General features: G+C 52.0%; 12 protein-coding genes. 8 read left to right on the forward strand and 4 right to left on the reverse strand.

What is annotated here, in order from left to right:
* Nucleotides 1-17: 17 nt before the first annotated feature.
* From DSZ37_RS15565 to DSZ37_RS15585, 5 genes are read left to right on the forward strand one after another with little or no spacing between them, the layout of a single operon-like run.
* Nucleotides 18-374 carry a phenylpyruvate tautomerase MIF-related protein gene (locus tag DSZ37_RS15565; protein ID WP_109727785.1) on the forward strand — a complete coding sequence of 119 codons (357 nt, stop codon included), beginning with the start codon at nt 18-20 and terminating at the stop codon, nt 372-374.
* A gap of 24 nt (nt 375-398) precedes the next feature.
* Nucleotides 399-1,520 (forward strand): alpha/beta hydrolase, encoded by a 1,122-nt coding sequence (locus tag DSZ37_RS15570; protein WP_109727786.1) that lies wholly within the window; start codon nt 399-401, stop codon nt 1,518-1,520.
* 2 nt (nt 1,521-1,522) lie between these two features.
* Nucleotides 1,523-3,082 carry a class I adenylate-forming enzyme family protein gene (locus DSZ37_RS15575; RefSeq protein WP_109727787.1) on the forward strand — a complete coding sequence of 520 codons (1,560 nt, stop codon included), beginning with the start codon at nt 1,523-1,525 and terminating at the stop codon, nt 3,080-3,082.
* Entirely contained in the window at nt 3,082-3,333 is a 252-nt protein-coding gene (locus DSZ37_RS15580) for an acyl carrier protein (RefSeq protein ID WP_109727788.1), read from the forward strand. Before DSZ37_RS15575 ends, DSZ37_RS15580 begins: the two co-directional genes overlap by 1 nt.
* A gap of 1 nt (nt 3,334) precedes the next feature.
* Nucleotides 3,335-4,030 (forward strand): thioesterase II family protein, encoded by a 696-nt coding sequence (locus tag DSZ37_RS15585; protein ID WP_109727789.1) that lies wholly within the window; start codon nt 3,335-3,337, stop codon nt 4,028-4,030.
* A 115-nt stretch (nt 4,031-4,145) separates the two neighbouring features.
* On the opposite strand, the gene DSZ37_RS15590 is transcribed toward DSZ37_RS15585, so the two are convergent.
* The 3 genes from DSZ37_RS15590 to DSZ37_RS15600 are packed head-to-tail and all read right to left on the reverse strand — an operon-like array spanning nt 4,146 to nt 7,400.
* On the reverse strand, nt 4,146-5,327 hold the full coding sequence (locus tag DSZ37_RS15590) for an ABC transporter permease (protein ID WP_109727790.1): 1,182 nt from the start codon (nt 5,325-5,327) through the stop codon (nt 4,146-4,148).
* The gene (locus DSZ37_RS15595; protein ID WP_109727791.1) at nt 5,314-6,447 is read right to left on the reverse strand and encodes an ABC transporter permease; all 1,134 of its coding nucleotides are present in this window, start codon (nt 6,445-6,447) and stop codon (nt 5,314-5,316) included. The genes DSZ37_RS15590 and DSZ37_RS15595 overlap by 14 nt, the downstream gene beginning before the upstream one ends.
* A 2-nt stretch (nt 6,448-6,449) precedes the next feature.
* Nucleotides 6,450-7,400, reverse strand: a complete 951-nt coding sequence (locus tag DSZ37_RS15600; protein WP_109727792.1) for an ABC transporter ATP-binding protein — start codon at nt 7,398-7,400, stop codon at nt 6,450-6,452.
* 273 nt (nt 7,401-7,673) lie between these two features.
* Between DSZ37_RS15600 and DSZ37_RS15605 the strand changes: the two genes are divergently transcribed.
* Both DSZ37_RS15605 and DSZ37_RS15610 read left to right on the forward strand, forming a co-directional pair.
* Nucleotides 7,674-8,735, forward strand: a complete 1,062-nt coding sequence (locus tag DSZ37_RS15605) for a sensor histidine kinase (RefSeq protein WP_109727793.1) — start codon at nt 7,674-7,676, stop codon at nt 8,733-8,735.
* 51 nt (nt 8,736-8,786) lie between these two features.
* Complete coding sequence (locus DSZ37_RS15610; RefSeq protein ID WP_109727794.1) at nt 8,787-9,416, forward strand: response regulator transcription factor; 630 nt, start codon at nt 8,787-8,789, stop codon at nt 9,414-9,416.
* Between the two features lie 52 nt (nt 9,417-9,468).
* On the opposite strand, the gene DSZ37_RS15615 is transcribed toward DSZ37_RS15610, so the two are convergent.
* On the reverse strand, nt 9,469-9,882 hold the full coding sequence (locus DSZ37_RS15615; RefSeq protein ID WP_109727795.1) for a bis(5'-nucleosyl)-tetraphosphatase: 414 nt from the start codon (nt 9,880-9,882) through the stop codon (nt 9,469-9,471).
* Nucleotides 9,883-10,193: 311 nt separating this feature from the next.
* On the opposite strand from DSZ37_RS15615, the gene DSZ37_RS15620 reads away from it, so the two are divergent.
* Entirely contained in the window at nt 10,194-11,726 is a 1,533-nt protein-coding gene (locus DSZ37_RS15620) for a DUF3794 and LysM peptidoglycan-binding domain-containing protein (RefSeq protein ID WP_109727796.1), read from the forward strand.
* Nucleotides 11,727-11,733 lie beyond the last annotated feature (7 nt).

The raw sequence follows: 11,733 nt of genomic DNA on the forward strand, positions 1-11,733 counted from the left end.
TGAAAGGATAAATGATCATGCCGATAGCACAGATGAAGACAAATTTCAAGTTCAGCTCCCCTGCCGCAAAGACAAGCTTCCTCGATGAGGCTGCGACAGAGCTGGCTGATATACTGAAAAAGCCCCTGCCTGCCATCATGGTAATGCTGGACGACTGCGCCATGTATATGAACCGCTCCGAGGATACCGTATTCTTCGCAGAGTTCAGATACATCCTCCCTCAGGAATACGCAGATGACAAGTCCGCATTCCTCAAGGAGCTGGCTGACAGGATGCTCAGTCTCATACAAAAGCATACTAAAGTTGACCCGTACCGCATATATATGCAGTTCACGGAAATGACCCGTGAGGGCGCATGGCGCTATACAGGCTGACATAAACGAAAGGAAAAGATAAATATGAAATGGGCAATCAGAGACCTTCTCAATCCCGTGGCAACACGATCCTTACTCTATGGCGCTGACCCCTTCGATCTTGAGTACATACTCAAGAAGATAGATGGTATAAAAGTCAAGAGCGGCAAGCAGATACAGAATGTATGGCTCGAAGAATGGCACGCAAAGATCGACCGCTATGCCGAGCTCCGCGACAAGGCTGAAGCAGCAGGCAACCTTATCTCCGCAAGAGAATATGCAAGAATGGTGGCACAGTGCCATTATGCCTGCTTTATGATAAATATCGAAGACGTTGAGCACAAGAGAGAGATCTACAGCGGTCTCGAGGAGAGCTACAAGCGCTATATCAGGCTCTGCAAGAACAAGATACAGTATGTGGAGATAGATACAAAGTTCGGCAAGCTCCCCGCTTATATACACTACCCCGATTCGGGCAGAAAAAAGGAATATCCCGTAGTCATCACCTACTCGGGCATCGGAAGCTGCAAGGAGGAGCTGGAAATGCTGGCTGCTCCCCTCAATGAGAGAGGCATCGCAGTTATAACTCCCGATATGCCCGGTGCAGGCGGTGCTATCATACACAACGGCATCAAGTGCGGCGGCAAGCAGATAGAGGCTGCATTTGAGGGCATATACAAGTTCATCGACAGCACAGACAAGCTCAGCAGCACAAATCTGGGCAACTTCGGTCTCTGTATGGGCGGCGGCTATGCCTTCCGTTCAACAGTAAAGCGCAAGAACGCAAAGGTATGCGTGAGCCTGTTCCCGCTCCTTATGAACTTCGCCGACCAGGACAGCATCCCCGTATGGATGAAGCGCGGCAAGTGGAGCTCCTACCAGTACAGCGACGATTACCTTGAGGGTATGAGAAAGCTTGAGGAGGGCACTCACAAGTCCGACTTCCTCATGGTTTACAGCAGCGACGACAACTGGATGACTCCCGAGGCTTCACAGAAGCTCCTTGACAAGGCAAAGGGCTACAAGGAGTGCATCCACATCGAGGATAAGCCCGCTTATGTCTCAGAGGAGACCATCATGCACGCTATGCCGGTGGGCGAGCAGTACCACTGGGTAAAGCACATCGCAGCCGACTTTATCGCTGCAAGACTTAATGGGGGAAAATAAGAATGTCAAAGAAGTTTTTCGATTACTACAGCCGCTTTGCTCAGGAAACTCCTGACAAAGTGGTGCTGAGGATAGACGACAATGAGCTGACATACGCTCAGTTCATGGAAAAGACAGCCGTTCTCGGCTCGGCTCTGAAAAAAATGGGCATCGGTGAGGACGACAAGGTGGGCATCTGTATGCCCAACAGCATCGAGTGGTATCTGGTATTCTGGTCAGCTGTAAGAATAGGCGCCCAGCCTGTTCCCATGGACCCCCAGAGCGGCTCTATGGAGCTCTCAAAGCTCATTCCCGCTACCACCTCAAAGGTAATGTTCATCACAGAGAAGTACAGGAACAACAACATCATCGCCGCAGTAAGCGCTCTCGTTCCTTCACAGATAGCTCTCAGCAAGGTCATCTGCTTTGCCGATGACAGCGTTATCCCTCAGGACAGCTGCTATATCTCCGCCGATAAGTTCATGGCTGAGTACGGCAGCAGTGAGTGCGAGATCTATGAGCCCGAGTACCTTCACACCATGTCTCTCGCCTGCACCTCAGGCAGCACAGGCACTCCCAAGATACTGTCCGTTCCCTCGGGCGGCTTCCTGTCCACACAGGAGGATATGGGCACATACCTCGAGTTCAGGTCCGACGATGTTATGATGCTGGGCATGACCCTCTATCATCAGGGCGGCTTCGGTATGGGTCAGCAGATGGTGCTCAAGGGCGGTACTGTTATGTATCAGCCCCAGTTCAACCCCATCACCTTCCTTGAAACTGTTCAGAAATACAAGATAAATATAATCCAGCTCACCTCAACTCTGGCAAAGGTGCTGCTGTCAACTCCCGATTTTGACAAGTACGACCTTTCAAGCGTCCGTATCTGCTACTTTGCAGGAGAAGTTCTCCCCAAGGAAATAGCCGATACCTTCGTTGAGAAGCTCCACATCCGCGTGGTAAACGTCATCGGTTCCTCCGAGACCTGCACCATGGTGGTATGGGACTCTGCAAGAGACGCAGGCACAGACCCCAGCGACTTCCGCAAGCTCAGCTTCACTGACGTCCGCGTCATCGACGAGAAGCACAACGACGTTCCCGAGGGCGAGGTAGGCGAGCTCTGCGTATACACAGACGGCGTTATCACAGATTACTTCGGCAATCCCGAGCTGTCCGCAGAGAAGATACTCACAGACGATCAGGGACGCCGCTGGTTCTGCACAGGCGACCTTGTTAACAAGCTCCCCAACGGTATAGTACGTTTCGCAGGCAGAAGCAAGCGTATCATCAAGCGCGGCGGAAACCTCGTTCACGCTGAGGAAGTAGAGGCTTGCCTCCTCACTCATCCCCTGATAGCTGCCGCAGCTGTTACAGATGAGCCCCATCCCGTTATCGGTCAGCAGATAGTTGCCTACATCCAGCCCAAGGGCGATGCAAGGATAACAAGAGGCGATATTGCCAAGTACTTTGACGGAAAGCTCTCCGCTTACAAGGTGCCCGACAAGGTAGTCCCCGTTGAGGAGATACCCAAGGACATCGGCAAGATACAGTTTAAATACCTGAGAAAAAAGGAGTATAAGTAATGAATAACCTTAATTTTGATGAATTCAAGCAGGCTATCTCCGATTATGTAGGCGTTGCCCCCGAGGAGATAACAAGAGATACAGACGTTTATGACGACCTTTTCCTCGATTCACTGGGACTTTTCGGTCTTGGCTCCGAGATAACAGAGACTTTTAAGCTCAATGTGCCCCTTTCACTGGTGGCTTCCATCAGCAAGGTAGGCGAGATATTCGATCTCCTCAACGAAAAGGGCACTCCCACAGAGGACTGATATGATACTTTTCTTTCTTCCCCATGCAGGGGGCTCCGCAAAGAGCTACAGCTCATTCAAGAGGTTTCTCCCGAAGGAGCTGACAGTTGTGCCTATGGAGCTCTCAGGACGCTTTACACGCTCCTCTGAGCCGCTCCTCGATACAGTACAGGGCTGCGCGGAAGACCTCATTAAAAAGCATTCTGAGCTGCTCGGAGAGGACTATGCGCTTTTCGGTCACAGCATGGGTACGGTACTGGTCACAGAGCTGGTAAGGCAGGCAAAGGAAAAGGGGCTGGCGCTTCCCAAGCACATCTTCCTCTCGGGAAAAAATCCTCCCGATGAGGACGTTCACTGCTTCGAGAACATCGATGAAGCCGCCGATGACGAGATAGTTTCATATTTCTCGGCAAACTCCCTGTCCACAGCCGCTCCCGTCCCCGACGAGGAGCTGATGAGGACTCTCAACCGCATCCTCTGCACCGATGTCCGCATGGCTGAGCGCTACAGCGCTTCTCCCGAGGATATCACATTCGGCTGCGATATAACCGTGCTTTACGGTCAGGAGGATCCCCTTATGCAGAATGTTGATATGAACAGCTGGAGCAGGTTCACAAGCGGCAGCTGTCAGGTCTATCCCTTTTCGGGCGGTCACTTCTACTATCAGCAGCACAAGGAAGAGGTCTGCGGAATAATCAAAGAAAAGCTGGGCTTCTGAGAAGTGCTCAGTTAACAGAATAAAAAAGAGCGCACAGTTGTGCGCTCTTTTTTTGTAGGGGCGGCGTTCCGCCGCCCCTGACTTTAAACTTTCAGCTGTAAACTCTCAACTCACATCAGGCTGCTGCCTTTTTTACGGCGGAGCCGATGGATGCGCTGCTGTATCTCAGTCTGCGCACCAGAATCGTCATGAGCACCAGTACCACGATGAACAGGCACTCTATCAGCATACACTTCATAACGCCCTCAGAGCTGAATGCGTCTTCCTCGCTTATCATGCGGTTAGCCCTGACGTACCAGTATGCAGGAAGAAATCTCGCTGCGGAGAGGACTCCGTCGCTGAGTATCTCCATGGGCACGAATACGCCGCAGAGGAAGCTCATTCCCAGTCCCAGAACCTGTGTGATAAGGTTGAGGATATTGTCCTTTGGCTCGAAGCTGGCTATGAATACCGCAAGAGCTGCCACGACCATGGAGAATATGAAGCTGTTGAGCACTGCAAGCCACGCTCTGCCTGTGTACATCTCCTTATTGAAGACAGTTCCCGCAACCATGAATATGAGCCATATAAACAGCACGAACAGGAAGCTTCCGAAAAAGAGCTGGAAGGTGTACTTTGAGTTTTTCAGGCATGAGCAGTTTGTGCGGTAGCGTATGTCCTTCTTGTTCATGGTCACCAGAACAAGACTGACTATGCTGATAATTACGGAGACGAGTATGTAGGGCATGAACTGGAAGTACTGTGCGAAGTCCACGCTGAAGTGAGAGTCTCCTCCCTTGTCTACCCTGAACATCTCTACCTCTGTCTCCTGAGACATTGCCGCCTCTGTGGCGGAGACAGCTTCCTCAAGGCTCTTTCCCATGGCAAGATATGCCTTTACGGAGCCTGTGTACTCGTCGAGCATCTTGCTCATATAGACCACGGAATAGCTCTCGTCCATGTGATAGCTGCCGAAAAGCTCAGCCGTTTCCCCTGCGGCAAGCCTTTCTGCATAGCCCTTGTTGATGATGAGCGCATAGTTCACTGTCTTGTAGTACAGCGAATCGGTGATTGTGTTCCTGTTATTATCTATTTCAACTATATCATTGTGCTTTCCGATGAATTTCGTAAGTGCGCGGCTCTCGGGAGTGTCGTCCTCGTCGAATACGCATACCTTCAGCCTGTTCATCTCAAACTTGTTGTCCTTGGTGGACTGGCTGGTGACAAATGCGGATATTGCAAGGAATATGATTATGTAAATCATGGCTGAGGGGAGCCTGCTCCTCATTACCTTGAACATGGTCTTAAACACTTGCATACTTCTTCCTCCTTGATATGATAAAGCCGAGCATTATGAATACAACGGTTATGACTGCCATTGTTATGAGCTTTGTGATAAAGCGTGTGTAGTCCTCGTCGATGTTGAGGCAGTAGAAGCTGTCGGAAACTACCGCAGCTGGGTTTATATCGTTGAACCATGGAGCCTTCTGAGCTATGGTGCCTTTAAGGTCTCCCACCATGAGTCCGCTGAGGAAGCACAGCAGCATTGATGCCGACATGAGCACCGCTGTCTTTGTCTTCTGGCTCATGTGGCTCACAGAGCCTACGAAGAAGCCGAAGGATACACCCATTATGCCGCCCAGTATAGCCGCAGGATATACAAGGGGCAGTCTGTCGCCGAAGTCCACCTTCAGCACGAACGCAAGAAATGTGACACACAGCAGCATACATACCGTCTGCAATATGAAGCTTCCCGTAAGGCAGGCAAGAATGGTCACCAGCTTGGGCGCGGGCGAGCAGTTGTTCCTTGCTCCCAGAGCGGAGAGATTTGCCTGATTCTGCATGGTAACGTGCATTCCCGTCATACAGCCGAACATTGCCACCATGGCGATGAGGTTGTAGAAATACTGTATGTACATATCGGGATTGCCCTGTGTAAGGGGTATCTCCCTGCACGATGATACCGTGCCGCTCATAAGTGAGGATATTATCTCCTGCGCCTTTTCGGGAGAGGTCTGTATTGCATCCATTGCTATCTTCTCGCGGAGAGTGTACTGCTCCACGAAGGATTTCAGCATGGTCTGGGAAAGTCCCTTCTGCTTTACCGTCAGCCCCAGCTTGTCGGCAGAGCTTATTATGCCCTCAACATCGCCGCTGTCAAGGAGCTCCTCAGCCTTTGCCCTGTCGGCGTAGGTGACCTTCAGGAAAGGCTCATCGGCACTCTCTATGCCATCAAGCACCTGTCTGAATGCAGGATTTTCGGTCTCCTCCACCACCGCAACGGGTATGGCACTGAACTTCTCGGTCTTGTTGTAAACACTTCCGAAGGCTATCTTGAAGAAAGTGCCGAGAACTATGGGAAAGACCATGAGCCAGATGATGAGGTCCTTTGTGCGGACTCCGTTTTTCAGCTCGTATTTCAGTATGTGCAGGAACATTGTCAATCCTCCTTGTCTCTGAGAGCCTTGCCCGTTATCTCAAGGAACACATCGTTGAGTGTGGGGAGCTCTGTGTATACTCTGCCGAAGCTGAGCTCGCGCTTCTGGAGCACATCGAGCACTCTTGTAAGGTTGTGCTTGCCGCCCGAGCAGCTGATAACGAGCTTGCTGTCCTCAAATCTCACATCGTAAACATGGGGCAGTCCCGATATCTCTCTGCGGACGTCATCGGGAAGCTCAAGTATCTCTATGGTGATGGTCTCGGTGTTCTTTATCATGCGCTTCAGCTCGTCCTTGGTGCCCTCTGCCACCTTTCTGCCCTTGTCCATGATGGCAATGCGTGTGCATATCTGCTCTACCTCCTCCATGTAGTGGGAGGTGTATATGACCGTGGCACCGCTGCGGTTCAGCTCCTGTATGCCCTCCAGTATGCGGTTTCGGCTCTGAGGGTCAACGGCAACTGTGGGCTCGTCAAGGATTATGAGCTTTGGCTTGTGGGCGATACCGCAGGCGATGTTGAGTCTGCGGAGAAGTCCGCCCGAGAGCTTCTTGGGATAGAACTTGCGGAAGTCCTCCAGTCCCACGAACTTGATAGCCTCCTCCACGCACTGCTTTCTCTTAGCCTTGTCGGTGATATAGAGTCCGCAGAAGTAGTCGATATTCTCGTATACGGTCAGCTCCTCAAAGACTGCCACATTCTGCATGATGACGCCTATCTCCTTCTTTATGTCGTAGCTGACAGGTGTCATCTTCTTGCCGAATATCTCTATATCGCCCTTGTCGTAAGCAAGCAGCGACAGCAGGCAGTTTATGGTAGTGGTCTTGCCGGAGCCGTTGGGTCCCAGAAGTCCGAAGACTTCACCCTCCTTTATCTCAAGGCTGAAGTGGTCCAGTGCGATGAGGTCGCCGTAGCGCTTCACCAGTTCATTTATCTTAACAACGTTCTTTTCCATATCGGATTCCTCCCTTTGTGTTTTTCACTGTCATTATTATACCGCAGAAAAGTTCCCTTTTGTAGTGTCCCCAGTCAGTTTCGGAGATGACATTTGTCACATTTTCATCCTTGCAAATGTCACTTGCAAATACTTCCCTGCCGTGATATAATTAATGTATTGCCCCGAACCGGGTTCGGGGAGCAAATATAATCATAATAATCGGAGAGGTGAGCGTTCTGACTTTAAACTGTAAACTCTCAACTCTCAAATACATATAAAGGCGGTGTGAGATTGAACAGACTGATAGACAAGCTGGCTATACTTCTTATATGCCTGATGAGCCTGATGATGACCGACAGCTTTACGGCTCCCGTCATAATAATACTGTCCGCCATGGCGGTCTCAACTGCGGTACAGCTCCTGACGGGCACTGCGGCGGCAGCTGTCCTCATTGCAGGCTTCTCGCTGCTTTGCGGAGTATTCCCCGTCACCCTCTGCACCATGCCCCTGTTACTCTATGACGCACTGTGGGAGAAGAAATGGTGGCTGACTGCTCCTGCGGCTCTGGCTCTCATAAAGCTCGGCAGTCTCAGTGCAGGACAGATAATGATAACCCTTGCAGCCGCTGCGGTGGCTGTCATAATATACATAAGAGTGTCGGGTCTTGAGCAGACCGTCACAAAGCTCACGGACCTCCGCGACGAGGTGGCAGGAAAGAACCAGCAGCTTGCTCAGCAGAACCTCCTCCTCGCCGAGGCTCAGGACAACGAGATACACCTCGCCACACTGAAAGAGCGCAACCGCATCGCTCGTGAGATACACGACAATGTGGGTCATATGCTGACGCGCTCTCTGCTCCAGTCGGGAGCCCTCATCGTCATCAACAAGGACGAGCAGCTCCGCGAGCCGCTGGAAAGTCTCCGCGACACCCTCGACTCTGCCATGACAAGCATAAGGGAAAGCGTCCACGACCTCCACGACGACTCCATCGACCTGAAAAAAGTGGTGGAGGACAGCCTCAGATCAGTGGAGGACAGATTTACCGTCAAATTCGACTGCGACGTCAGCGAGCACCTGTCAGGCAATATAAAGCTGTGTATCATAGGCGTCATCAAGGAGGGGCTCTCCAACGCCGTTAAGCACTCCAACGGAGACAGCATAGAGCTCATAGTCCGCGAGCACCCTGCATTCTGTCAGCTGGTCATGGAGGACAACGGAAGCTGCTCCGAGATAAAGGAAAGCGGCATAGGTCTGAAGAATATGCGTGACCGCGCAGCCGCTCTGGGAGGCAGGATAAGCTTCACTCCGTCACCCGAGGGCTTCAGGATATTCATGTCCATACCCAAAGCATAACGAAGCTGAAAATCGTTTCGGCTGTTAACGATAATACGAAAAGGAGTTATTATGAACATCGTAGTTATAGATGATGACAGGCTGGTGGCTCTGTCGCTGAAAACCATTCTCGAAAGTACAGGCAAGGTCACTGTGGCAGCCATGGGCTCGGACGGCTCTGAGGCTCCCGACCTCTACCGCACCCACAAGCCCGATGTCATGCTCATGGATATCCGCATGGAGGGCATGACGGGTCTGGAGGCAGGCGAGCTGATACTGAAGGAGTTCCCCGAGGCAAGGATACTCTATCTCACCACCTTCTCCGATGACGAGTACATAGTAAAAGCCCTCAGCATGGGTGCAAAGGGCTATATCCTAAAGCAGGATTTCGACGGCATCGTCCCCGCTCTCGAAGCCGTAATGGGCGGTCAGAGCGTATTCGGCGACAAGATAATAAACAAGCTCCCCGAGCTCATGAAGCCCAAGGACAGCTTTGACTTCGCCGCCCACGGCATAAGCGACAAGGAGCGCGAGATAATGGAGCTGGTGGCAAAGGGCCTCAGCAACAAGGAGATATCCGCGGAGCTCTTTCTCGGCGAGGGCACTGTCCGCAACTATATCAGCAACCTGCTGGACAAGCTGGCGCTCCGCGACAGGACTCAGCTTGCGGTTTACTACTACACCGAGGTCAGAAACAACTGAAAACGCATATAAAGCAAAGCTCCCCCACTTCTGTGAGGGAGCTTTTTTCTGTTCAGTGATTTTCCTTGATAGCGCTTTTTGCCTTGGCGACTATGGTCCTGTCATTCTCATAGGACAGGATATTCGAGGCGTAGGAGATATCGACCCAGCGTATCTCGGCGATCTCTCCCTCCTGGGGCGAAAAATCAACATTCTTCGCCTTCGCAAGGAAGTAAACTACGACTTTTACCGTATCTTTTTTCGGTGAATAGGTAACTGTTTCCCTGAATGTCGGATCAATAATAACGTCAATGGAGGTCTCCTCCTTGATTTCACGACGAGCAGTTTCGACCTCGGTCTCGCCCTTTTCTACATGACCCTTGGGAAAGGACCAGTGACCGCTGTTGATATGCTTTATCAGCAGTATTTCCGTATTGCCGTGGTATTTCCTGTAGACAATGGCGCCGCATGATTTCTCGTGAAGCATAGACTATCCTTTCTTGCCCGAAAATACGGGCAGAATATAAGCATGACACCCTGCTTCTGCGGCTGTGAGGTGCTGCTTATTTATGTTGTTCATAAATATTATAGCATATTTTGTTAAATTTGTCCATACCCGACTTTGTAAAAAAGAGATGAATTTTGCCGTTGAAGGTGATCATTATATGCCGCGCTCAGTTGCCGCAAAGCTTACGGAGCATTTCGTCCGTAAAGACCGTCTAAACCGATGCGTCAGGAATAACAGGACACCTGTGCGAATATAATTACACAAAGCAAACTTCAAGGAGGTCCTCCGTTATGGAATTAAAACTCAACAGAGAGACTGTCCCTGCCGCCGAGGTCATATTTGACGGTGTTCAGGAGCAGTCCGTGGAACTTGATTATATCCTTCCCGATTACTGTCCCGATATCTTCCGCCTTATCCGCTGCGACACTTCCCCCGTCATCACAGAGTGGTCCGTAAGCGGCGACAGGCTCACCTATGAGCTGAGATGTGATATCCATATCCTCTACTGCGGCGAGGACGGCAGCGAGGTCCAGTCCGTTGACCAGCACAGGAGCTTCACCAAGACCGTGGAGCTGGGACGGAGCCCCGTGTCTCCGCAGGTAAGGCTCACGCCCAAGACCGACCATGTGAACTTCCGCGCCGTGAACAAGCGCCGTCTCGACCTGAGAGGAGCGGTCTCAGTAAAGATAAGCGTCACGGGTCAGCAGGAGCAGCAGGTGGTCTCCGACGCAGAGGGCATGAATATACAGCTGAAGCGGCGGAATGTGGAGTTTGCCGCAAGCAGGCTCAGCGCGGAGAAAAACGTGCGTATCGAGGAGGAGATGGAGCTGTCTGCGGCTCAGCCCGATATCTCGGGCATACTGCGGTGCAGCTGCACCGCGGCGGAATGTGAGGTAAAGCTGATCTCGGGAAAGCTCCTCGCCAAGGGCGAAGCTGATGTGGAGCTGCTTTACAGAGGCGGCGGCAATGTGGAGACCATGAGCTTCTCGCTGGGATACAGCCAGATAATCGACGTTGAAGGGCTGGACGACAGCTTCGGCTGCACCGTCACCGCAGAGGTGGTCAGCTGCGATATCTCCCCTGCCGCCGACGGTAACCGTACAGTCAGATGCGAAGCGGAGCTGAGACTGTGCTGCCGCGCCGTAAAGACCGCCTCCGTCATGATAGCCGAGGACGCTTTCTCCACGGTATATCCCTGCACCGTGGAGCTCTCCGACATAAGGGCGGAGCAGATACCTGCGGTCTATGACGAGAGCTTCCGCCACAGCGCCCGACTTGCCGAGGGAGACGCTGTCCCGCAGACCGTATACTCCATGTGGAGCGAGGCAAAGAACATCAACACCCGTATCGGCGACGACGGCAGGTCCGTTGTCATAAGCGGTATGCTGACTTACTCCATGGCTGCAAAGGACAGGTCGGGAATGATAGTTATGCCCGACCGCGACGAGGCTTTCGAGGAGACCATCGCTCTCCCCGATAATATCAGCGGTTCATCGGTGTCCGCCGAGGTCAGGGTACGCGAGACCTCCTACGACATATCCGCAGAGGGCGTTCTCACCGCAAAAGCCGATATCGGCGTTAAGCTGTCCGTATACAGCTCCGATTCCGTAAAGGCTGTCACCGACATCACCGTTGACGACTCCGCAAGGAAGGAGCGGGACGGCGACTACTCCATAAAGCTATATTTCGGCATCGAGAACGAGGACGTCTGGGACATCGCCAAGCGGTACAGCACCAGCGTTGACGCCATTATCGAGGAGAACGACCTTGCAGGAGAACGGCTTGAAAAGGGCGGTATGCTGCTGATACCAATTGTTTCATAAAAGGAGT

It is taken from the genome of Ruminococcus flavefaciens, from assembly GCF_900116855.1.
GTDB lineage: Bacteria > Bacillota > Clostridia > Oscillospirales > Ruminococcaceae > Ruminococcus > Ruminococcus flavefaciens_R.

Bases quoted from the DNA above. Each gene is read 5' to 3' on its own strand.
- DSZ37_RS15565 (WP_109727785.1), top strand. From the start codon at position 18: ATGCCGATAGCACAGATGAAGACAAATTTCAAGTTCAGCTCCCCTGCC.
- DSZ37_RS15570 (WP_109727786.1), top strand. From the start codon at position 399: ATGAAATGGGCAATCAGAGACCTTCTCAATCCCGTGGCAACACGATCC.
- DSZ37_RS15575 (WP_109727787.1), top strand. From the start codon at position 1,523: ATGTCAAAGAAGTTTTTCGATTACTACAGCCGCTTTGCTCAGGAAACT.
- DSZ37_RS15580 (WP_109727788.1), top strand. From the start codon at position 3,082: ATGAATAACCTTAATTTTGATGAATTCAAGCAGGCTATCTCCGATTAT.
- DSZ37_RS15585 (WP_109727789.1), top strand. From the start codon at position 3,335: ATGATACTTTTCTTTCTTCCCCATGCAGGGGGCTCCGCAAAGAGCTAC.
- DSZ37_RS15590 (WP_109727790.1), bottom strand. From the start codon at position 5,327: ATGCAAGTGTTTAAGACCATGTTCAAGGTAATGAGGAGCAGGCTCCCC.
- DSZ37_RS15595 (WP_109727791.1), bottom strand. From the start codon at position 6,447: ATGTTCCTGCACATACTGAAATACGAGCTGAAAAACGGAGTCCGCACA.
- DSZ37_RS15600 (WP_109727792.1), bottom strand. From the start codon at position 7,400: ATGGAAAAGAACGTTGTTAAGATAAATGAACTGGTGAAGCGCTACGGC.
- DSZ37_RS15610 (WP_109727794.1), top strand. From the start codon at position 8,787: ATGAACATCGTAGTTATAGATGATGACAGGCTGGTGGCTCTGTCGCTG.
- DSZ37_RS15615 (WP_109727795.1), bottom strand. From the start codon at position 9,882: ATGCTTCACGAGAAATCATGCGGCGCCATTGTCTACAGGAAATACCAC.
- DSZ37_RS15620 (WP_109727796.1), top strand. From the start codon at position 10,194: ATGGAATTAAAACTCAACAGAGAGACTGTCCCTGCCGCCGAGGTCATA.